The 19,520-nt window shown below is 63.2% G+C and carries 22 protein-coding genes; 12 read left to right on the top strand and 10 right to left on the bottom strand.

Annotation, left to right across the window (positions count from 1 at the left end; genetic code table 11):
• Positions 1 to 6: 6 nt before the first annotated feature.
• From IVB24_RS23955 to IVB24_RS23945, 3 genes are all read left to right on the top strand, one after another.
• Positions 7 to 819 carry a tetratricopeptide repeat protein gene (locus tag IVB24_RS23955; RefSeq protein ID WP_247769267.1) on the top strand — a complete coding sequence of 271 codons (813 nt, stop codon included), beginning with the start codon at positions 7 to 9 and terminating at the stop codon, positions 817 to 819.
• Positions 820 to 888: 69 nt separating this feature from the next.
• Positions 889 to 1,038, top strand: coding sequence for a hypothetical protein (locus IVB24_RS23950; RefSeq protein WP_007591825.1), 150 nt, complete (start codon positions 889 to 891; stop codon positions 1,036 to 1,038).
• A gap of 280 nt (positions 1,039 to 1,318) precedes the next feature.
• The gene (locus IVB24_RS23945) at positions 1,319 to 2,023 is read left to right on the top strand and encodes a hypothetical protein (protein WP_094974447.1); all 705 of its coding nucleotides are present in this window, start codon (positions 1,319 to 1,321) and stop codon (positions 2,021 to 2,023) included.
• Positions 2,024 to 2,152: 129 nt separating this feature from the next.
• Here the strand turns inward: IVB24_RS23945 and IVB24_RS23940 are convergent, their stop codons facing one another.
• From IVB24_RS23940 to IVB24_RS23925, 4 genes are all read right to left on the bottom strand, one after another.
• The gene (locus tag IVB24_RS23940) at positions 2,153 to 2,359 is read right to left on the bottom strand and encodes a hypothetical protein (protein WP_094896792.1); all 207 of its coding nucleotides are present in this window, start codon (positions 2,357 to 2,359) and stop codon (positions 2,153 to 2,155) included.
• Positions 2,360 to 2,856: 497 nt separating this feature from the next.
• Positions 2,857 to 3,066, bottom strand: a complete 210-nt coding sequence (locus tag IVB24_RS23935) for a cold-shock protein (protein ID WP_094974446.1) — start codon at positions 3,064 to 3,066, stop codon at positions 2,857 to 2,859.
• 643 nt (positions 3,067 to 3,709) lie between these two features.
• Positions 3,710 to 3,907, bottom strand: coding sequence for a hypothetical protein (locus IVB24_RS23930; protein WP_247769266.1), 198 nt, complete (start codon positions 3,905 to 3,907; stop codon positions 3,710 to 3,712).
• Positions 3,904 to 4,320, bottom strand: coding sequence for an SRPBCC family protein (locus IVB24_RS23925; RefSeq protein WP_166474937.1), 417 nt, complete (start codon positions 4,318 to 4,320; stop codon positions 3,904 to 3,906). Before IVB24_RS23925 ends, IVB24_RS23930 begins: the two co-directional genes overlap by 4 nt.
• A gap of 318 nt (positions 4,321 to 4,638) precedes the next feature.
• Between IVB24_RS23925 and IVB24_RS23920 the strand changes: the two genes are divergently transcribed.
• Both IVB24_RS23920 and IVB24_RS23915 read left to right on the top strand, forming a co-directional pair.
• Entirely contained in the window at positions 4,639 to 6,261 is a 1,623-nt protein-coding gene (locus IVB24_RS23920) for an ABC-F family ATP-binding cassette domain-containing protein (protein WP_247769265.1), read from the top strand.
• Between the two features lie 70 nt (positions 6,262 to 6,331).
• A complete protein-coding gene (locus IVB24_RS23915; RefSeq protein ID WP_247769264.1) occupies positions 6,332 to 7,207 on the top strand; it encodes an MBL fold metallo-hydrolase in 876 nt (291 codons plus the stop codon).
• Positions 7,208 to 7,281: 74 nt separating this feature from the next.
• On the opposite strand, the gene IVB24_RS23910 is transcribed toward IVB24_RS23915, so the two are convergent.
• Together IVB24_RS23910 and IVB24_RS23905 are read right to left on the bottom strand one after the other, a co-directional pair.
• Positions 7,282 to 8,145, bottom strand: coding sequence for a DMT family transporter (locus tag IVB24_RS23910; protein ID WP_247769263.1), 864 nt, complete (start codon positions 8,143 to 8,145; stop codon positions 7,282 to 7,284).
• A gap of 168 nt (positions 8,146 to 8,313) precedes the next feature.
• On the bottom strand, positions 8,314 to 8,562 hold the full coding sequence (locus IVB24_RS23905) for a hypothetical protein (RefSeq protein ID WP_094974441.1): 249 nt from the start codon (positions 8,560 to 8,562) through the stop codon (positions 8,314 to 8,316).
• Positions 8,563 to 8,768: 206 nt separating this feature from the next.
• Here IVB24_RS23905 and IVB24_RS23900 point away from each other — a divergent pair, with 206 nt between their 5' ends.
• Entirely contained in the window at positions 8,769 to 9,233 is a 465-nt protein-coding gene (locus IVB24_RS23900) for a cupin domain-containing protein (protein WP_247769262.1), read from the top strand.
• Positions 9,234 to 9,240: 7 nt separating this feature from the next.
• On the opposite strand, the gene IVB24_RS23895 is transcribed toward IVB24_RS23900, so the two are convergent.
• Positions 9,241 to 10,203: an alpha/beta hydrolase gene (locus tag IVB24_RS23895; protein WP_247769261.1), complete on the bottom strand. Its 963-nt coding sequence runs from the start codon at positions 10,201 to 10,203 to the stop codon at positions 9,241 to 9,243.
• Between the two features lie 105 nt (positions 10,204 to 10,308).
• Here IVB24_RS23895 and IVB24_RS23890 point away from each other — a divergent pair, with 105 nt between their 5' ends.
• Together IVB24_RS23890 and IVB24_RS23885 are read left to right on the top strand one after the other, a co-directional pair.
• Complete coding sequence (locus IVB24_RS23890) at positions 10,309 to 10,986, top strand: nitroreductase (protein ID WP_247769260.1); 678 nt, start codon at positions 10,309 to 10,311, stop codon at positions 10,984 to 10,986.
• 131 nt (positions 10,987 to 11,117) lie between these two features.
• On the top strand, positions 11,118 to 11,321 hold the full coding sequence (locus IVB24_RS23885) for a hypothetical protein (protein ID WP_094974438.1): 204 nt from the start codon (positions 11,118 to 11,120) through the stop codon (positions 11,319 to 11,321).
• A gap of 45 nt (positions 11,322 to 11,366) precedes the next feature.
• Here IVB24_RS23885 and IVB24_RS23880 read toward each other — a convergent pair whose 3' ends face one another.
• From IVB24_RS23880 to IVB24_RS23870, 3 genes are read right to left on the bottom strand one after another with little or no spacing between them, the layout of a single operon-like run.
• Positions 11,367 to 12,488: an HD domain-containing phosphohydrolase gene (locus tag IVB24_RS23880; protein WP_094974437.1), complete on the bottom strand. Its 1,122-nt coding sequence runs from the start codon at positions 12,486 to 12,488 to the stop codon at positions 11,367 to 11,369.
• A 52-nt stretch (positions 12,489 to 12,540) separates the two neighbouring features.
• Positions 12,541 to 12,873 (bottom strand): PilZ domain-containing protein, encoded by a 333-nt coding sequence (locus IVB24_RS23875; protein ID WP_247769259.1) that lies wholly within the window; start codon positions 12,871 to 12,873, stop codon positions 12,541 to 12,543.
• A complete protein-coding gene (locus IVB24_RS23870; RefSeq protein WP_247769258.1) occupies positions 12,870 to 13,979 on the bottom strand; it encodes a DUF2336 domain-containing protein in 1,110 nt (369 codons plus the stop codon). The genes IVB24_RS23875 and IVB24_RS23870 overlap by 4 nt, the downstream gene beginning before the upstream one ends.
• Before the next feature lie 284 nt (positions 13,980 to 14,263).
• Here IVB24_RS23870 and IVB24_RS23865 point away from each other — a divergent pair, with 284 nt between their 5' ends.
• The 4 genes from IVB24_RS23865 to IVB24_RS23850 all read left to right on the top strand — a co-directional run bounded on the left by IVB24_RS23865 (position 14,264) and on the right by IVB24_RS23850 (position 19,321).
• The gene (locus IVB24_RS23865) at positions 14,264 to 15,211 is read left to right on the top strand and encodes a helix-turn-helix domain-containing protein (RefSeq protein ID WP_247769257.1); all 948 of its coding nucleotides are present in this window, start codon (positions 14,264 to 14,266) and stop codon (positions 15,209 to 15,211) included.
• A 48-nt stretch (positions 15,212 to 15,259) separates the two neighbouring features.
• Positions 15,260 to 15,850, top strand: a complete 591-nt coding sequence (locus tag IVB24_RS23860) for an NADPH-dependent FMN reductase (RefSeq protein ID WP_247769256.1) — start codon at positions 15,260 to 15,262, stop codon at positions 15,848 to 15,850.
• Positions 15,851 to 16,331: 481 nt separating this feature from the next.
• The gene (locus tag IVB24_RS23855) at positions 16,332 to 16,703 is read left to right on the top strand and encodes a hypothetical protein (protein WP_247769255.1); all 372 of its coding nucleotides are present in this window, start codon (positions 16,332 to 16,334) and stop codon (positions 16,701 to 16,703) included.
• A 227-nt stretch (positions 16,704 to 16,930) separates the two neighbouring features.
• On the top strand, positions 16,931 to 19,321 hold the full coding sequence (locus IVB24_RS23850) for an arylsulfatase (protein ID WP_247769254.1): 2,391 nt from the start codon (positions 16,931 to 16,933) through the stop codon (positions 19,319 to 19,321).
• Positions 19,322 to 19,520 lie beyond the last annotated feature (199 nt).

Raw genomic sequence — 19,520 nt, 5'->3', positions numbered from 1 at the left:
GCGGATTTGTTCCTTGCCATCGTTCTCGTGCTTGCCGCGCCCCTGGCGGCGCGCGCGCAATCGGCCGATCTCGTCTTGTGCGACCGGGTCGCGGCCGATCCCAGCGATCCCGACAAGCCGGCGGACGTGAGGGGCGTGGCCGAGATCGCAGCCGCCGACGTCGCCACCGCGATCAGGTTCTGCAAGCAGGCCGCAGCATCGTCGCGCCGCGCGATGTTCGCGCTCGGCCGCGCCTATGCCGCCAACCGGCAGACCGCGGAGGCGATCGCCGCCTGGCGCAAGGCGGCCGACAAGGGATCGAGTGCGGCCATGGTCGAGCTCGGCGTTGCCTATGGCACCGGCTCCGGCATCGCCAAGGACGAGGCTCAGGCGCGAAAGCTGTTCGAGAAGGCGGCGCAATCAGGCAACCCCCGCGGCGTCAGCAACCTCGCCGCGCTCGGCGGTGCGGGTGGCGCCACGCCGGCCGATCCCGCGCAGGCGCGCGCGCTGCTCGGCAAGGCCGCCGAGACCAATGCGGAGGCGCAGTACCAGCTTGGCCTGATGCTCTCCGAAGGTTCGGGCGGTGCGAAGGACGACGTCGCGGCGCGTGCGCTGTTCGAGAAGGCGGCGGCGCAAAACCATCCCGGCGCGCTGGAGCGGATGGGGGCCTTCGCGGAAGGCGGCCGCGGCGGGCCGAAGGACAAGGACGCCGCGAAGGCCTATTACGAGCGCGCCGCCGCGCTCGGCGACGCAGACGCCAAGGCAGCGCTGGAGCGGCTGCGCTGCCCCTATGCGATCAAGGACAAGCAGGGCAAGCTCGTCACCACGCTGTGCTTCTGAGCAGAGCCGTATGCGGCGGAACCTCAATCGCGCGCACCCGTTGACTTCAAGACAAAACGGAGCGCGATCATGATCCGCAAACTGGCGTCGGGCGAATACCGCCTCTATTCACGCAAGGTGAATCCGAAGACCGGCAAGCGTCGTAACCTCGGGACCTTCAGGAGCCGAGCGGCTGCCGAAAAGCACGAGCGCGAGGTGCAGTATTTCAAGCGGCACTGACGCGCGATGAAGGCCCGCCAAAGCAAAAATCTCGAAAACAACCCCATGCACAGTAGAAGGTCCTTGAAATCGCAGCGGAATTGCGAGCTACGGATTTTGCGAAGTCCACTTTGACCTATCGGACAAAGAATTCCGCTTTGGCCTGTCGGGCAAAACAGGAAGATGATGGCATCGGGCCGCCGCGGTTTCGCAAGGCCCTGCGCGGAAAAGCCGGGTGGCCGAGATGCGGCGGCAATGCTAGGTAGCCTGCATTCTTTTCCGATGTTGTGGGCTGGTTACGTTGCTGGACGGACTCTACAAGGTTGAATACGGCGTCAACGATGCGCTCGGCCGCAGCATCATGTGCCTGCATGACGGCAAGATGCTAGGCGGCAATTCGGGCTTTGCGCATCTCGGCACCTATGTCGAGCGCGACGGCGAGATCATCGCCGAAGTCATCACCGAGCGGCATAACCACGATCCCAACTACAAGCCGCTGATGGGGGCGGACGTCGCCTCGATCGAGGCGCGCGGCCGGCTGGTTGGCAACGAGATCCGTCTGCAGGGCGGTGCGAACACCATGCCGGGCGCCCACTTCTGGGCCAATCTCACGCGGCTCGATGACGGGGCGTTGCCGCCCCGCGGCACGATCGGGCAGGGCGGCATCGCCAACGGGTTCTACGGAATGAGCCTGCGCGCGCTCGACGGCGTCGATGCCGGACTCTCCGGCGTGATGCTGCTGATCGACGGCCGCATCCTCGGCGGGGATGCGTTCTTCTACTATCTCGGCTCCTATTCCTCGGCGGACGGCCGCTGGAAGGGCGAGATGCTCAACCAGGAGCACACGCCTGCGAAGGGCGAGAATCCCGTGTTCGGCGGCTATGAGGTCGGGATCGGCTTCTCCGGAACCTGCAACGAAGACAGCGGCGAGCTCGAAGGCATCGCGCTCGCCGGCAAGCGTAGCCTGCGGCTGGCGGCTTCGCTCAGGTTGATGAGAAGGGCTTAGAGCCCGTGCTTGTTCATCCGGCAATCTTGTAATTTTCAACCAGAACGAGTGCCCTCGCGTTCTGGGCGTAGGGAGACGTCGTCACGAGGTTCTCGTCGCGCGCATCTGCTGCCGGTCTCGGCCGGTCGATCATTGAAAATACGAAAGCTGATCTTCCGTAACGACTCGCTCGATCTTCTCGGACTTGGCCCTGATGCGATATCTCACGCGTCCATCGGACTCGATGGGCATGTGTTGAATGATGGTATAAATCATTGGCGGTTCGGTGGTGGCACGTCCTTGCGGCCCCTGGGGTTGATGGCGAACGTCTTCATTCAGCTTATAGGCATACGACATGTGTTACCTCGATGTTTGCGGCTGCTCTCGCGTGAAGCGTGGAGTGACGTAACGCATGCTGTCGGCTCCCGACCTGGCTCGTAAGCACTGTTCCACGATTCCAGGGGCGCGCCGCAAACCGAGCATTCGCAGCTGGCGATCTGCCGACCGGGGCTATTGCCTCGCTTCGGCCATAGACGGCGCCGCACCGACAGGATCGGTGATGAGATTCGAGCATCCCTGTCTATGCGCCCGAAACACAAAACAAGCCACTTCGAAATTCGATGGCCGTGAGGTCAGAGACCGAGAAGCCTCGCTCGTTTCACCGGTTCAATCTGTTGGCTTACCAGCAGGGCAACCACAGGGCCGACAGTGACGAGAAGCCACGAGAAGCGTACTTTACAGTCGCTTGCAGGGGGTGACGCAAAAACCCCGCCCTGAAGACTCAGGAGCGGGGCGGGACCACAAGCTCTGCCAGTACATCCGTGGCGAGAGCGACAGGTCTGTCGTGCTCTTAATTAAGCAGCACGAAGATTATCGGCAGCGGACTTGCCCGTACGACGGTCTGCGACGACGTCATAAGACACCGTCTGTCCCTCGTTCAGGGTGCCCATGCCGGCGCGTTCGACCGCACTGATATGAACAAAAACGTCGGTGCTGCCGTTTGCCGGCTGGATAAAGCCGAAGCCCTTTTGGCTGTTAAACCACTTCACTGTTCCCGTATTCATCGGGTCTTCCTTTCGTATGCGCGCAGGACAGCTGGCGCGCGGACGTGCGGCCAGCGTTCCGGTTAGTCGATTTTGGAGAATGTCTGAAACGTGCGCGCCGTCAGGATCTGAGGCGAAAGCGGAACAGTTGTTCGGCCAGTATCGATGCTCGACACCTTACATCAGCAGCCGCGAGACTTCAAGTAGAAGCCGACGGCTCCTTCTTATGGTTGGTGCATTTGTTCCGTAGCTAAGGGCCGCGCGAACCGGTGAGTGATTGCGGAGGCGACCTCGGGTGCTTGGAGAGGTTCCCTTTTAGCGCACTTTCCTGCATAGGTAGGGCATGGCAAAAGTAAAAGTGAGCTTCAAACCAATTCGTAAGGCAGAGGGCGACTGGGCGATTATCGCCGAGTACCCGGGCGCAGAACCCCGAGAAATCACGGGCTTCACGAGCAAGGCCGAAATTGACGATTGGATGAATGGTGAGCGTCGGATCGCGTGGCTCCGATCACAGGGTTACGCGAAGTGACCTGATGACTCCTTCCTCCGACTGTCGAGGCTCTCACCGCGGCAAGTAGGCGCATGACCGCTGGTGGCCGATCGCTCATTCCGACTGCGACATCGGCGGTCCACTACGCAACCGTTTTGAATCCGGGCGGCACCCTCAACGTTTCGGGGGGCGCCCGCGGTTGTGATCAAAGCCTTGCTTGACTGCGGCGAAGCGCGCTTCGACCAACGGCTCGAATTCCAGGTCGGTGAAGATACAGGGCAAGTCCTTTTCGACGCCTTCGCGGACGAGTTCGCCGGCATAGTTTGGTTCGATGCCCGGAGAGATGCGTTTCTCCTGCCTGCACGACGTCACGACTTAGTCTGTTTTGCCTCCACATATCGCGCGAAGCTGTCGAGAATCGCCTGCCAACCGCCTTGCTGCTGCTCGACCGAGTGCGTCGGCTCGCTGTCGAAGACGACGCGGACGACAACGCCCTTTGGGCCCGGCACGAACTCGACTTCGGCCTTTCGATCGCCGAACGCGTATTCGATCCGCTTGTGTTCAACGATCTTCGTGTAAGTGCCGGCGAAGTCGAAACCCATGCTGCCGTCCTTGGCTTCCATACGCGACGAGAACGCGCCGCCGTCACGCAGCTCGACCGTAGCCCTCGTCGTATGCCAGTCGTCGGACGCGGCGTTCCACTTCACGATGTCGGCAGGCGTCGTATAGGCACGCCAGACCTGATCGATGGGCGCTGCTACGTTGGTCTCGACGGCGATCCTCATGGGCATTGCTCCAGGTTCATTTTGGCGGCTCGAGGTGATGACATCACGTCACGTGCACGGGTGCATGCACGGTACTTCAGAGACGTGTCGACCGCAGGACGGTCGAGGCCAGCCCATACCGACATGGTCGCGCCGTGAATGCGTAAAAGAAGCGAAAGGGTGTCATCAGAACGCCTGTCGGCCATCCGCCCCAAGCCGCCGGGTGAAGCCACCGAATTGGCGCCCCATGTGGGCAGGAATCCGTACCCCGCCGGGCTTCCCCCGGCGGCCCGCATGGCCTATGACGCTGCAACGCAAAAATCCCCCTGAAAAGACCCCATGATCCGCCTCGACAACGTCAGCAAGCAAGCCGGCCACCAGATCCTTTTCATCGAAGCCTCCGCTGCCCTCAACAAGGGCGAGAAGATCGGCCTGGTCGGGCCGAACGGCGCCGGCAAGACCACCCTGTTCCGGATGATCGCTGGTGAGGAATTGCCCGACGAGGGGCAGGTTTCGACCGATCGCGGCATCACCATCGGCTATTTCAACCAGGACGTCGGCGAGATGTCTGGCCGCAGTGCCGTGGCCGAGGTGATGGATGGAGCAGGTCCCGTCAGCGAGGTCGCGGCCGAGCTGCGCGAGCTCGAGGCCGCCATGGCCGATCCCGACAAGGCCGACCAGATGGACGAGATCATCACCCGCTACGGCGAGGTGCAGCACCGGTTCGAGGAGCTCGACGGCTATGCGCTCGATGGCCGCGCGCGCGAGGCGCTGTCCGGCCTCGGCTTCAGCCAGGAGATGATGGAGGGCGACGTCGGAAAACTCTCCGGCGGCTGGAAGATGCGCGTGGCGCTCGCCCGCATCCTCCTGATGCGTCCTGATGTCATGCTGCTCGACGAGCCGAGCAACCATCTCGATCTCGAAAGCCTAATCTGGCTGGAAAAATTCCTGCACGATTACGAAGGCACGCTGCTGATGACCTCGCACGACCGCGAGTTCATCAACCGCGTGATCTCCAAGGTGATCGAGATCGATAGCGGCTCGCTCACCACCTATACCGGCGATTACGAATTCTACGAGCAGCAGCGCGCGCAGAACGAGAAGCAGCAGCAGGCGCAGTTCGAGCGCCAGCAGGCCATGCTCGCCAAGGAGATCAAGTTCATCGAGCGCTTCAAGGCGCGCGCCTCGCATGCGGCCCAGGTGCAGAGCCGGGTGAAGAAGCTCGACAAGATCGAGCGGGTCGAGCCGCCGCGGCGGCGCCAGAGCGTGGCATTCGATTTTCCGCCGGCGCCGCGCTCGGGCGAGGATGTCGTGGCGCTCAAGAGCGTCCACAAGGGTTACGGCAGCAAGCGGATCTATGACGGACTGGATTTCATGATCCGCCGCAGGGAGCGCTGGGCCGTGATGGGCGTCAACGGCGCGGGCAAATCGACGCTGCTCAAGCTCGTTGCGGGCGCGAGCGAGCCGGACCAGGGCACGGTGGCGGTCGGCGGCAGCGTCAAGATGGGTTATTTCGCCCAGCACGCGATGGACCTGCTCGACGGCGAGCAGACGGTGTTTCAGTCGCTCGAATACGCGTTTCCGACCGCGGCGCAGGGATCCTTGCGCGCGCTTGCGGGCTGCTTCGGGTTCTCCGGCGACGACGTCGAGAAACGCTGCCGCGTGCTCTCGGGCGGCGAGAAGGCGCGCCTGGTGATGGCCAAGATGCTGTTCGACCCGCCGAACTTTTTGGTGCTGGACGAGCCGACCAACCATCTCGACCTCGCCACCAAGGAAATGCTGATCAATGCGCTGTCGGATTTCGAGGGCACCATGCTGTTCGTCTCGCATGACCGGCACTTCCTGGCGACGCTTTCGAACCGCGTGCTGGAGCTGACGCCGGAAGGCATCCACCAGTTCGGCGGCGGCTACACGGAATATGTCGCGCGCACCGGGCAGGAAGCGCCGGGACTGCGAAGCTAGCATTCCGCGGCGTGGCTTGACGGGTTAGCGCCCTGCGCTACGCTCCCTGCAAAAAAGGGAGCGAACCATCATGAAGCAACTGCGGATCGGCGACATCACCATCGACGCCGTCATCGAGCGGGAGGGGCCGTGGCGGCGACCGCAGGATTTCTTCCCGGCCTATGACGAGAGCGTGTTCGCCCGTCATCTGCCGACGATGGAGCCGGAGGTGTTCGACGCCGCGCGCGGCATGATGGTGATCACCTATCAGACCTTCGTCGTGCGCACGCCGCGCTACACTATTCTGGTCGATACCTGCACTGGCGAGGACAAGGGCCATCCGCCGCCGTTCGATTTTCCCGGCAAGGAGCGCTGGCGTAACGAGCTGTTCGCGTTCGGCATCGGTTTTGAGCAGATCGACTACGTGTTCTGCACGCATCTGCATATCGACCACACCGGCTGGAACACGAGTTTGCGCGACGGGCGCTGGGTGCCGACGTTCCCGAATGCGAAATACGTCTTCCACAAGGGTGAGTATGCGGCCTGGGAGGCCGAGCACGCCAAGGGCAGCAATCCGCCCGGTACCGTGTTTCGCGACAATTGCCTGCCGATCGTCGAGGCCGGGCAGGCGCTCCTGGTCGACGACGATTACGCGCTCGACGATACCGTCACGCTGACGCCGACGCCGGGGCATTCGCCCTGCCATTGCTGCGTGAACATCTTTTCGAAGGGGCAGCGCGCGGTGGTCGCGGGCGATCTCATGCATCACCAGATCCAGTGCCGCGAGCCGGACTGGTCGGCGAAGCCGGATTGGGACCCGAAGCAGTCGGCGGTGTCGCGGCGGAAGTTTTTTGCGTCAGTTGCGGACACCGACACGCTGATCCTGCCGGTTCATTTTCCGGCGCCGACGGTCGGACTGATCAAGCCGCTGGATGGGGCGTTCGACTACCGGTTCAAGCGGGCTTGAAGCGCTAGCGGAGCCGCTAGAGCGGTTACCGTTCCGATCGGATCGAAAACGGGGCTCAAGATTCGGAAGGCGCTTTATCGCTGGCTGCGTTGCGCGAGCACCAAGGCGATGCCGCCAAGCATGGCGGGGGAGGCGAGCAGCAATCGGAGCGTGACCGGCTCGGCCAGGAAGAGCGCGCCGCCGATCGCGGCGATGGCAGGGACGGAAAGCTGAACGGAGGCCGCGCGTGCTGCCGACAGATGGCGCAGCGTGACGTACCACATCACATAACCGAGCCCCGAGGCCACCGCGCCGGATGCGATGGCATAGGCAAGCCCGGTCGACGTGACATGGACATCGGAGAGCTGCCAGAGGTTCACCGCGGCGGCAAGCGGCAGGCAGCAGAGGAAATTGATAGCGTTGGCCTCGATGGGATGATCGACGCCTCTTGCCGACAGCGAGAACACGCCCCAGGCGATTCCCGATACGGCGATCAGGATCGCGCCGAGGGGATCGGGCGCGCTGACGCCCGGCAGAACCAGGCAGATGAGGCCGAGGCTTGCGATTGAAAGCCCGATCCAGCCGGCTGCGGAGAAACGCTCTCCCTCCCGCAGCGCGACGCAGAACATCGTGAGCTGCACGGCGGTGAACAGGATCAGGGCGCCCGTGCCTGCCGTCAGCCGCACATAAGCGAACGAGAAGCAGATCAGATAGACGAACAGGGCGGCCACCGACCTGACCTTGGCGTAGGCAAATGACGGCAAATGCCCGTAGCGTTGCCAGACCACCAGCGCCAGAATGACGACCGCCGCCAGAACGCGCACGGTCGTGAAGCTTGCGGGATCGATCAGCCCCGGCCCCAGCGCGAGCCGGCACAGCAACGAGTTCGCCGCGAAGCAGATCATCGTTGCGCCCGTCAGCACGGCCGCTTTGGTCGGTTGCGAAGCTGTGGTGACCAAGATCAGGACACTCGCCGGTCGTGCCCCTGAGTCGGCGCAGGGAGCTGAAGCCGCAAACGCATCGAAGCGGCCAAATTGGAGATATTAGAATCAGCAAATCGAGCTCGATACGGTCTCAATCGAGCCCGATGACGTCTTGGGATGACTTTCGAGGATCTCTCCAGGCGCTTACGCGCCCATCTCGCACTTCTTCATGAAGCTGTTCTTGGCGGCGCCGGCGAGCGGCTTGCCGTCGGCGCTGACGGCCTTGGGCGTGCAGGCGTCCGCCTTGCACTTCTTCAGGAACGAGGCCTTGGCGGCGCCGGCCAGCGCCTTGCCGTCCTTGCCGACCGCCTTGCTCTCACAGGTGTCGTCCGCGAAGGCCGAGCCCGCTGCAAAGGTGGCAACGATCGCAGCCAGGAAAATCCGCTTCATCATGGGTATCTCCGTAAACCAGAAATGGCGGAGAGATTGGAACCGGGAATCGTGGCGCAATCAAGCTGGATGAGGGCCCGCCGTCCGGTTCGGCTGGCGAATTTTTCCGAGCGGGAGCTCTGGCCGGGCTCGCTTCCTGTTGCACTGCTCGCTGACCGCGGCGGGCAACCCTGCTAGCCTTGGCCAGCTTAGCCGGACGGAGCATCGTGATGGACGCCGTGATCCCGAAACACTCGGAAGCCGCCGATCAGCATTCGCATCTGGTTCGGCCTCAAGACATGGATTGGCAGACGACGCGCTTTCCAGGCTGCGAGGCCAAGACGCTGCTGTTCGATCGCCGCACCGGCCTGATGACCGCCTTGATGCGATTTGCGCCGGGATCGGTGCTGCCCGATCATGAGCATGTCGGCATCGAGCAGAGCTGGGTGATCGAAGGCGCGCTCGTCGACAAGGAGGGGCCGGCCGAGGGCATCGCCTGCAACGCCGGCGAATTCATCTGGCGCGAGGCGGGCAGCCGGCATGCCGCCTGGTGTCCAGAGGGCGCCTTGATCCTGGCGATCTTCCAGGTGCCGAACAAGTTCTTCGAAGCCGACGGCCGCGTCGTCGACGCCGCCGGTCAGGATTGGGACGAAACCTGGGGGCACACGGCGGCGCAGCCAGTGCCGAGCACCTAGCGCCTCCTCATGCGCCCCGCATGAGCAGGGCCTTGAAGCCGGCCCGTGCGCGCTGTGCTTCGGCGCGCGCGACCTCGGAGGCATCGCCGAGGCCAAAATAGCCGTGGATCAGGCCGGGGCCTTCATGGTGTTTCACGGGCACGCCGGCAGCCTCCAGCGCCCGCGCATAGGCCGCGCCCTCGTCGCGCAGGGGATCGAACCAGGCGGTGGTCACGATCGCGGGCGCGAGGCCCTTGAGCGACGGTGCACGCAGCGGCGAGACGCGCCAGTCAAGGGCGTGATTGGGGTCGGCGAGATAGTGGCCGCAGAACCATTCCATGGTGGCACGCGTCAGGAAGTAGCCGTCGGCATTCTCGGCGCGCGAGGGATAGCGCGCGTTCTCGCCCGCATCGGCGTAGGCGCCAAGGACGTCGGTCACGGGATAAACCAGCAATTGCCCGGCAAGCCTGATGCCGGCATCGCGGCAGGCAATCGCGGTGGTGGCGGCGAGATTGCCGCCGGCGCTATCGCCGGCAACACCAAGGCGTTTTGCGTCGCCGCCAAATTCCGCGACGCGGTTGAAGATGTCGCTTACGGCCGCGAACGCATCCTCGAAGGCGCCGGGAAACCGCGTCTCGGGCGGGCGGCGATAATCGACCGAGATGACAACGGCGCCGGTCTCGATCGCGAGATTGCGCGCCTGCCGGTCGTGGGTCTCGATGTCGCCGGCGACCCAGCCGCCGCCGTGGAAGAACACCACGGTCGGCGCGGGCGTGGTGCCGATCCGGTAGAGGCGGGCAGGAAGCGGCCCGGCGCCGCCGCTCACCTCGATATCCTGCACGGTCTCGACCGGCGGCGGCGGAATGGCGGCGCGGGAGGCAGCCAGTGCACGCAAGGAATCGCGCGCGCTCTGTGGCGTCATCGCGGTGGGATCGCGCAGCGGCAGCAGCGGAATGATCTGGGCGATGACGGGATCGAGCGGTGCGGGCATTGTTCCTCACTGGATTCTTGGACTTGCTTGCGGGGTAGCATAGGTTTTGCGTGCCGCATCGGCAACGGTGTTCAGGGCCGGATGAAGGGCAGGGAGGTTCACGAGGTGGAATTCGAAACGCTGGTCCAGTCGCGCCGCAGCGTGCGCGGCTTCCGGAACGAGCCGGTGCCGCGCGCGGTGATCGAGGCGATCATCGAGAGCGCCAAGCGCGCGCCGTCATCGATGAACACCCAGCCCTGGCACGTCCATGTACTCACCGGCTCGCCGCTCGAGGAGGTTCGCCGCCGCAACATGGAAGAGATGATCGGCGGGGCCAAGGTCAAGCGCGACATCATCAGCCACGGCGAGTACCAGGGTGTGCATCGCACGCGGCAGGTCGACGTCGCCAAGAAGCTGTTCGGCGCGATGGGGATCGCGCGCGACGACAAGCCGATGCGGCAGGACTGGGTGCTGCGCGGCTTCCGCCAGTTCGACGCGCCGGTCTCGCTCGTCCTGACCTACGACCGCGTGCTCGACCCCGGCGCCGTCTGCCATTTCGATCTCGGCGCGCTCTGCTACGGCATCGTGCTCGCGGCATGGGATCGCGGTCTCGGCTCCGTCATCAACGGGCAGGGCATCATGCGCTCCGACATCGTGCGCGAGGTCGCGGAAATTCCGGAAGACGAGGTGATCATGACCTGCGTCGCGATGGGCTATCCCGACGACGACTTTGCCGCCAACGCGGTGCGCTCGGACCGCGAGCACAATCAGGAGTTTGTGCGTTACGTCGGTTTTGTCGATTAGGACGACGGAGAGGAGATTATTCTCTGGCAGAAATTTTTGGTGTGGACTCCTTGCGGCCTCTTGCAATCTCGAAGATGCGGGAGGAACAATATGCCTCCTGAGAGCTTTGTTGCTGGCGCGAGGGAATTGACATGCGGCGGCTGGCTAGCCTGGTTCGACGGTTCTTCGGCCCGCGGCTGCGGCGCCCGATCGATGCTGATCCAAGTCTCCCCTTCACCCCCGAAGAGTTCGGCCGGCTGATTCGCAGTGGCCGGCATGAGGACATGAAGCTGCTGGCCGAAGGGCTGGCCTGCCGGTCCATCCCGCGCCGCGCCAGCCATCGCGCCACCCACTAGCGGGTTCGTTGCGCCGGTCCCGTCATGATTGTCGCGCCGTTGCGCTCACCTCGTGAGCGCAACCTGCCTGAAGGAGGCTACAAGAGCCTTCTCCAGCTTGCCGTTCATTCCGCACAGGATGTTATAAGCCTCCAGGCGCGGCATCGTCGGCTTGTAGCGGCGATGCTCGATCAATGCCGCGAAGATGTCCGAGATCGTGAGAATACGAACGAGGTCGCTGATGCTCTCGCCGCAGAGAGCATCCGGATACCCGCTGCCGTCGAGATATTCGTGATGATGACGCACGGCGTCGAGAATCTCGGGCGAGATCTTGTCGTGGCCCTTCAGGAAATCGTAGCCCGCCGCCGGGTGAGTCTCGATCATGGCACGTTCCTCGGGATCGAGGCGGCCGGGCTTGTCGAGGATCGCAAGCGGGATCCGGGCCTTGCCGATATCGTGGAACATGGCTGCCGTATACAGACGCTCCAGATCGGGCCTGCCGATGCCGAGGCTCAGGCCGAAGTCGATGGCGAGGCCGGTCACGAGCAGGCAATGCTGATAGGTCCCCTCGTGATGACGCCGCACCGTCGTGAGCCATTCCGACAGGCCATGCTGGGTGATGCGATCGGCGATCTGGCGGCCGGCTTCCCTGGCGCCGTCAACATCGAGCGGCTGGCTCAACGTCACCGAAGTGAACATCGACGCGATGGCGGTCGCCGCGGTCTCGACGGCGTTGCCGGATTGCGCGGTTTCGCCTGACGAGGCAGACGACGGCTCTGCCGGATCGGACAGCGCCGCCAGCAATTTGACCCGGTTGACCGGTCCGGGAAGGACGAGCGTCGCGCCGAGTGCGTAGGCCTGCGATACGACCGCGTGGGAGGTGTGATCGAGCAGAAAGATGCGTTTTTTCGCCTTCGCCAGCTTGCCGGCCCGCTTCTTGATGGCCGCGATGGTCCCGACGTCGCGCAGCTCCGCGCGGATGACGAAGGCGAACGGCTGCTGTGACAATTTGGAATCGGCGTCGAGCCGTTCGCCCGCAACGGTGAATTTGTCTTCGACGATCGAGCACACGCCTGACAGCTTATCGGACGTGTCGGCCAGCACATGAACGAATGGGCGGGCGACTTCCCGCTCTCGGATCCCGGCGTCACGCTTGACGGGGCTTGGTAAGGTTCGCGCGTTCTGCACGGTTCGACCTCGACGTTGCCATAGTTCAATCCGGGGAAAGGATTCCCCCGGCTTACTTGCTCTGAATCGAGTTCTGCGTTGCCGCGATCTGTCGGTCTGCCGGCTTCTTCTTGCCCTCTGCGGTGACGAAGCGCACGCCCGCCGTGGTGCCGTCGATCCAGACCAGCTCGCAGCGCCGGTAGGCGAGCCCAGTCGAAGACAGCAGCAGGAAGAATTCTTTGGCCTGGAGTACGTCGAGCGTGCCCTCGACCTCGATCTTGGCTCCGCTTTGTGAGATGTCGAGCAGAACGCAGCCGCGGCGCCACGTGCCGTCCGAGCCCATCAGATTGACCGGCTGCTTGTGATCCAACTTCACGCGCGCCGCCTTGCGGCCGTCGAACTTCATCGGCTAGCCCCCGCTTTTGCGCCGCGACTTCCCCGACTGCTCCCCTTGACGCTTGCGGCGATTTCCCCCCACCGCACCGTCCACTGGCTGGTCGACAGAAGCAGCGTCTCGAAAATGAGTTGTGCGCGTTCGCGCTCGGCAAAGGAAAGTCTGGTCCAGCTGCGGTTGCTCAGGATGGCGAGCGTGGTCTGCCAGTTCAGCCGCGAAGCCCGGCAGGCCATGACCAGTCCTTCGCAATCGTCGTCGGTCATGACGCGCTCGACGATCTCGACGGGAGTCCCCGAAAGCACCGACAAGGCCGTGAGCAAATTGGCGGTCTCGCCGCGGATCGCGAAGCGATTGACCGTGGAATCGTTGAGCTTGCCGATGCGGTTGAGCGCGACGATCTCCGGCCGAGCGCTCGCATAGGCGGCCGCACTGGGCAACCGGGGCACAATCGGCGCTGCCGCTTGTGGAGCCGAAACGGAGGGAGCCTTTGTCTCCGCGCGAGCGTTGGGGGCCGGCGAGGCCGACAGCAATTTCTTCAAGATCGGATCTGGCGTGCCTGGTCTCAGCGCCAGAGCCTTTGTGAGTTCGTCATCGCCTGCGCACGTCTCGACGAGTGCGACGTAGGCGGCATCGGAGAATTGTGCACCTGCGTTGCCGATCAGGGCAAGGTGGACGGCTCGGACGCCGCGCCTGATGAGCGTCTCGGTCAATTGCGGCTCGATGCGCGCGCGGGCAGCAATCGCGAGCTGCTGTGGTTCGCCGCTCGAGATCGCGATCGTTTCAAGATCGGACGCGGACAGCGCCAGCGATTTGAGCAGAACGCGGCAGGCGACGTCGGGATCATCGTGCGAGGCAAGGCGTCTCGATGTCTCCGGTGGAGCTGCTTTGAGTTCGGCGAGCGCATCGCCGAGTTGGATCAACGCGCTGGCGTCGAGCCGCTCCATCAACCGCAGCAGGACCCGGTCGACCACATTGGCAAGCAATTGCTGCGGCTGCTCACGGCTGCCGCTGAGCAGCTGCAAAATGCCTTCGAGGATGCGGGCGCAACGGTCCAACGGGCAGGTTGCGACCGCATCCTCCAGCTCGATCAATATATTAGCAGGCGCGTTTGCCATCATGGCAGGGGGCCCGGATGCAATGACTTTGACGATCTAACGCGGTTCATTTCGCCCGAAAGGCGTTAATTTGCTTTTTATGGATTGCGCAGCCGGGTACCGAATGACCGGAAAACGCTATCGAAATTTGGCGAGATCCCGCGTCCCTCCTTGTCCTCAGGACTGGACGCTCGTCTCCTGAGGGCACACGCTCAGATCGATTCCCTCGGTCTGACGTAAAACCGAAGGGGGGAGCGAACGGCTCATTGCCGGGCGCGTGTCGTTGCGACGCTGCGCTTCTCGTCGCCATGAACAGCATTGATGATGTGCCCAGCTTGGCACCCAGAATATTTCGCTTTTCAGATGTCGATGAATTTCGAAATGCCATCCGAGGCCTGAACTTCGAGTTTACGCCTTTTGTTCGGAGGATTTCGGCCGAGCAGATCATTCTGTCGATGCCTGGATGCGACGTGAATCTGACGACCGCATTTCCGCGCGTGGTCGACGCCCAGCTTGTCGAGAATTGCACGGCGGTTGGTTTCACGATGGACGACCTCGACGTGCCGATACGCTTCAACGGCTCGCAGCGTATGCGTCCGGCTGTCGTCATCGGCAGCGGCGGCGCGGCCTATACCATCATCGAGGAAGTGCAGCGGCAGATCGCCTCTGTGATTTTCAGGCCGGAGGTGACTGAGCGCGGCTGGCCGAGACCAACCCAGAGCTTCAAGATTTTCGAAACGAGCGCCGTTGGCATTCATCGGTTGCGCAGTGTGGTTCGCGAGATCGTCGCCGCGGCCTCAGCGCCGGTCGAGGCGTCAGATATTCCGCTCAAGGCGAGAGCAATGAGGGAGTCTCTTCTCGCGGCCGTCGACCACGCGTTGGAAAACGTCGTTTCGGCCCGCTGGACCCTGCGTCCCAACGACGAGCGGAACTTCAGGATATTCAGGGATATCAGCGCTCTCCTGTCCGACGATCTCTCGCAGCCGATCTACAGCGAGGAGATTGCCCGCAAGCTCGGATTGTCCGTCCGCACGATGCACGACGTCGTCCGCCGCTATCGCGGCATGAGCCTGCACCGTTACCTGCGTCTGCGCCGGCTGTGGCTGGTGCGCCAGCGCCTGCTCGCGGGCGCCGGCAGTGTCAAAGCCGTGGCGCTCGCGTTCGGCTTCTGGCATCTCAGCGACTTCTCCCGAAGTTACCGCGACCAGTTTGGCGAGACGCCGTCGCAAACGCTGGAGTGCGGACGCGGGCGATAGTTGGCAAATCGAGTAGGGCGGCCGCCGGTTTCGTGCTACCGTCAGGGGATGAGCAATCGCATCCTCGTTCTCTACGGTTCCTACCGCTCCGACCGCATGGGCATCCGCCTTGCAAATTTCGTCATCAATCGGCTGCGCGAGCGCGGCGACGAGGTGACCTTCATCGACGCCAAGGCGATCGGGCTGCCAATGCTCGACCGCATGTACAAGGAGTATCCGAAGGGCTCGGCGCCCGAGGCGCTGGAGAATCTGGCCGGGCAGATCCGCAGCGCCGACGGCTTCGTCTTCGTCACCGGCGAGTACAATTGGGGCATCCAGCCCGGCCTGAAGAATCTCACCGACCATTTCCTCGAAGAGTGGTTTTGGCGTCCGGCCGCGATCGTGAGCTATTCGGCCGGCCGCCTGTCCGGCGCGCGCGCCGCAACCGCCTGGCACGGCACGCTCTCCGAGATGGGAATGGTGGTGGTGTCGAGCACCATCGGCGTCGGTCCGATCGCGCAGACGCTGTCGGCCGAGGGCGAGCCGATCGGCGACGGCGGCAAGGCCCTGGAGCGCGCGTTCCCGCGCTTTGCCGACGACCTCGCCTGGTGGATCGAGGCGGCGAAAGCGCAGCGGGCGCGCAAGGCGCCGCCTTACTGAACCCGTCTGGCCGGCGACCTCGCAGCGTTGCCGATTGTGAGCCCGGCGGCCTCGCCCATGTTGCGAAGGTAGACCAAAATACCGGGGGCTGCGAAGAATACAGTCAGGATGGCCGCGGCGACCGCGACGGAACGGAGCGGGAAGCCTGCTCCGGATCGCTGGTGAGCGCGCTGCTTAAGCGACATGTCCTGCGCGGGTCGGGTCGCACGTCCCTGGCGCGATCCGCTCCTGGTGCCGGAATGCCTCGCTCGTGTGCCACCAGCTTACCCTCCGAGCGCTGGCGAAGAAAAATCACGAAGGCAAAGAAAGGTAAGGATGGCATCCGCTCAACGGCGGCCATCGACAGAGTGCTCAGCTCTCGCGCCCTATTCAGTGAGGAGCCAACCCACATCTATTCCTTGATTCAGATCAACATCCACTCGCACGGATGTCGTCGGATGGAGTTTCAACTTCGGTAAGGTCTCACCCGGGGAATTCTACCATGAAAATTGCATTGCTCTCGTTGGCAATGATGGTCGGCCAGCCGCCGATTTCCGTCAGCGACCGCGTCCCTCACTTCGATGTCGAGGCGCTGTGCAAGGCGACCGTAGCCACCGACAAGGCAATGGGTTTGACTTTGCCGGAGAGCTACGACAACTGCATGCGCGACGAGAATACCGCGCTCAAACAGCTCAACACCGTCTGGCTCCAGAATTCCGACACCCTTCGAAACCAGTGCGAAGGTGAGGCGACTGCCGGCGGCAGTGACAGCTATGTCGACCTGCTGACCTGTATGCAAATGGCGGATTGGGCGAAATCGACGGCGGACGCTCCAAAATTGAGGGGCGCGAGCAAGAACCGAAACAAGCTGTGAGACGCCGCGAAGGAGCATTTGCGGCGCCTGACCACTATTCGAATCGACCCTGCTGATCGCCTCCGAACGTCCCTCCTGCGAGCGGGACGAACGTCTGACTCATTTTTGAAGCGTGTCGGCCCTTTCTCAGATGACGGGAGACCTGCGTCATGAAAATCTTTGGCTGCTTGCTCGCAGGCGCGAGTCTTCTTGTCCTTATCATCGGTGCCCCGGTGTCGGCTCAGCAGATGACTGGCGTTTCGGGTGATCCCGGCGCCACTATCACGATCGACGGCAAGCAGATCCCGCCTCCAGACCCGAAGTTCGGCGGTGTCATCAGGGAGAAGGCCACCGAATCGAAGCCGTGGTGGGCGCCGCGCGTGGTGCCGCCGAAGGGCGCACCCAACGTATTGCTCATTATGACCGATGACCAGGGGTTCGGCGCACCCAGCACATTCGGCGGCGTCATACCTACACCTTCCATGGATCGCATCGCGAAAGCGGGGCTGCGGTTCACGAACTTTCACTCGACGTCACTTTGCTCGCCGACCCGCGCAGCACTCATCACCGGCCGCAACCATCATTCGGTCGGATTCGGCGTGGTCGGCGAAATAGCAACTGGCTTTCCCGGCTACGACTCGATCATTCCCATCGAGAAGGGCACCATCGGCACGATCCTGAAGGCGAACGGCTACGACACCTCGTGGTTCGGCAAGGATCACAACACGCCCTCCTACCAGTCGAGCCAGGCTGGACCCTTCGAGCAATGGCCCAACGGAATGGGCTTCGACTATTTCTACGGTTTCGTCGGCGGAGACGCGAGCCAGTGGCAGCCGAACCTGTTCCGCAACACCACGGCCATCTATCCGTTCGAGGGCAATCCCAAGTGGAATCTGGAGACGGCGATGGCGGACGACGCCATCCAGCACATCAAGCAGCTCAAGGAGGTCGCGCCCGACAAGCCGTTCTTCGTGTACTATGTGCCCGGAGCCACACATGCGCCACATCATCCGACGCCTGAGTGGATCAAGAAGATCAGTGAAATGCACCTGTTCGACGACGGCTGGAATAAGGTGCGCGAGACCATCTTCGCCAACCAGAAGCGCCTGGGCATCATGCCCGACAACGCCAAGCTGACGCCCTGGCCGAAAGACCTGCCACAGTGGGATTCGCTCAGCTTCGACGAGAAGAAGCTCTTCATCAAGCAAGCGGACGTGTATGGCGCTTTCCTGGCTTATGCCGATCATGAAATCGGCCGTGTGATCCAGGCCGTCGAAGATCTCGGCGAGCTCGACAACACCCTGATCATCTATATCGGCGGCGACAACGGTGCGAGCTCCGAAGGTATGATCAACGGCACGCCGAACGAGTTCACCACCTTCAATGGCGTCGCCGTTCCGGTGAAGGACCAGTTTCTCTGGTACCCGTTCTGGGGCTCGGAGCGGACGTTCCCGCACTTCGCGGCGCCCTGGGCATGGGCGATGGACACGCCGTTCAAGTGGGTCAAGCAGGTGCCGTCGCACTTCGGCGGCACGGCCCAGGGCGTCGTCATGTCGTGGCCCGGTCACATCAACGACGCGGGCGGCATCCGGCGCCAATTCCATCACGTGATCGACATCGTTCCGACCATCCTGGAAGCGACCCGAATTCCGCAACCCGAGACAATCAACGGGATCAAGCAGAGCCCTGTCGAAGGGGTTAGCATGGCGTACACCTGGGACAAGGCGAACGGCAACGCTGCCACCCGGCACGCGACGCAATACTTCGAGATGCTCGGCAACCGCGCGATCTACAAGGACGGCTGGGTGGCGGCCACGACGCCGGCGACGATCCCCTGGGAGCTCAGCACCAAGACGCCTCCGGACGTCATCACCGGCTATAATTGGGAACTCTACAACGTCAACGAGGATCCGACCCAGTTCAACGATCTCGCCAGCCAGCTGCCGGACAAGCTCAAGCAGCTTCAGGACGCCTTCTACGCCGAGGCGAGGAAATACAATGTGCTGCCGCTCGACAACTCCTCGCTCGCCCGCTGGAATACGCCGCGCCCGAGCCTCACGGCGGGACGCACGGTGTTCAACTATTCGGGCGAACTGACTGGCGTGCCTGCAAGCGCCGCGCCCAGCATCCTCAACAAGTCGTACACCATCACGGCCGAGGTCGACGTGCCCGAGGGCGGCGCGGAGGGCATGATCGTCACCGAAGGCGGACGCTTCGGCGGCTATGGCCTGTTCCTGAGCAAGGGCGACTTCGGCGTGGGCCACGGCAGGGTGGTGTTCCTCTACAACCTGCTCGACCTCAAGCGCACCATGTGGGAAGGCCCCGAGCTTGAATCCGGCAAGCACACCATCGTCTTCGAATTCAAGGCCGATGGTCCTGGCCTGGGCAAGGGAGGGACGGGCGTTCTCTCCGTCGATGGAAAGATCGTAGCCAAGAACTCCCTGGAGCACACCACGCCGATCACGTTTCCGGAGGATGAAACCTTCGATATCGGCCGGGACACCCGGACCGGGGTCGCGCTCTTGGAGTATCGTTACGACTCTCCGTTCAAGTTCACGGGCAAGATCGACAAGCTGACTGTCAAGCTCGAGCCCTTCACGCCGGAGCAGATCGCGGAGGCGGCTGCGCAACGGCAGTAGGACACGCCGACGAGCGGGAGACCTCTGAGCCGCTCTCAGTCAATTGTCAGTGCTGCATCACGATTTGGTCGGAAGGAGCTTGCGATGATCACAAAGAACAACATCGATGGAACGTCTCCCGCAGGAATCCGTGTTCCCTCTCGTCCACAACGCTTGGTTCGCCTGGCGATGGCTGCGCAGGTGCTCGCCCGGGCCTTTC

This window comes from Bradyrhizobium sp. 192 (genome assembly GCF_023100965.1).
In the GTDB taxonomy this organism is placed as follows: domain Bacteria; phylum Pseudomonadota; class Alphaproteobacteria; order Rhizobiales; family Xanthobacteraceae; genus Bradyrhizobium; species Bradyrhizobium symbiodeficiens.
Note: the sequence above shows the minus strand (reverse complement) of the source record. Positions and strands in the feature narration are given on the sequence as shown.

Coding starts and splice junctions, on each gene's coding strand:
- IVB24_RS23870 (WP_247769258.1), bottom strand. CDS start 13,979: ATGATGGCAAACGCGCCTGCTAATATATTGATCGAGCTGGAGGATGCG.
- IVB24_RS23895 (WP_247769261.1), bottom strand. CDS start 10,203: ATGCCCGCACCGCTCGATCCCGTCATCGCCCAGATCATTCCGCTGCTG.
- IVB24_RS23905 (WP_094974441.1), bottom strand. CDS start 8,562: ATGATGAAGCGGATTTTCCTGGCTGCGATCGTTGCCACCTTTGCAGCG.
- IVB24_RS23865 (WP_247769257.1), top strand. CDS start 14,264: ATGAACAGCATTGATGATGTGCCCAGCTTGGCACCCAGAATATTTCGC.
- IVB24_RS23950 (WP_007591825.1), top strand. CDS start 889: ATGATCCGCAAACTGGCGTCGGGCGAATACCGCCTCTATTCACGCAAG.
- IVB24_RS23900 (WP_247769262.1), top strand. CDS start 8,769: ATGGACGCCGTGATCCCGAAACACTCGGAAGCCGCCGATCAGCATTCG.
- IVB24_RS23935 (WP_094974446.1), bottom strand. CDS start 3,066: ATGAATACGGGAACAGTGAAGTGGTTTAACAGCCAAAAGGGCTTCGGC.
- IVB24_RS23915 (WP_247769264.1), top strand. CDS start 6,332: ATGAAGCAACTGCGGATCGGCGACATCACCATCGACGCCGTCATCGAG.
- IVB24_RS23860 (WP_247769256.1), top strand. CDS start 15,260: ATGAGCAATCGCATCCTCGTTCTCTACGGTTCCTACCGCTCCGACCGC.
- IVB24_RS23920 (WP_247769265.1), top strand. CDS start 4,639: ATGATCCGCCTCGACAACGTCAGCAAGCAAGCCGGCCACCAGATCCTT.
- IVB24_RS23940 (WP_094896792.1), bottom strand. CDS start 2,359: ATGTCGTATGCCTATAAGCTGAATGAAGACGTTCGCCATCAACCCCAG.
- IVB24_RS23850 (WP_247769254.1), top strand. CDS start 16,931: ATGACTGGCGTTTCGGGTGATCCCGGCGCCACTATCACGATCGACGGC.
- IVB24_RS23875 (WP_247769259.1), bottom strand. CDS start 12,873: ATGAAGTTCGACGGCCGCAAGGCGGCGCGCGTGAAGTTGGATCACAAG.
- IVB24_RS23885 (WP_094974438.1), top strand. CDS start 11,118: ATGCGGCGGCTGGCTAGCCTGGTTCGACGGTTCTTCGGCCCGCGGCTG.
- IVB24_RS23855 (WP_247769255.1), top strand. CDS start 16,332: ATGAAAATTGCATTGCTCTCGTTGGCAATGATGGTCGGCCAGCCGCCG.
- IVB24_RS23925 (WP_166474937.1), bottom strand. CDS start 4,320: ATGAGGATCGCCGTCGAGACCAACGTAGCAGCGCCCATCGATCAGGTC.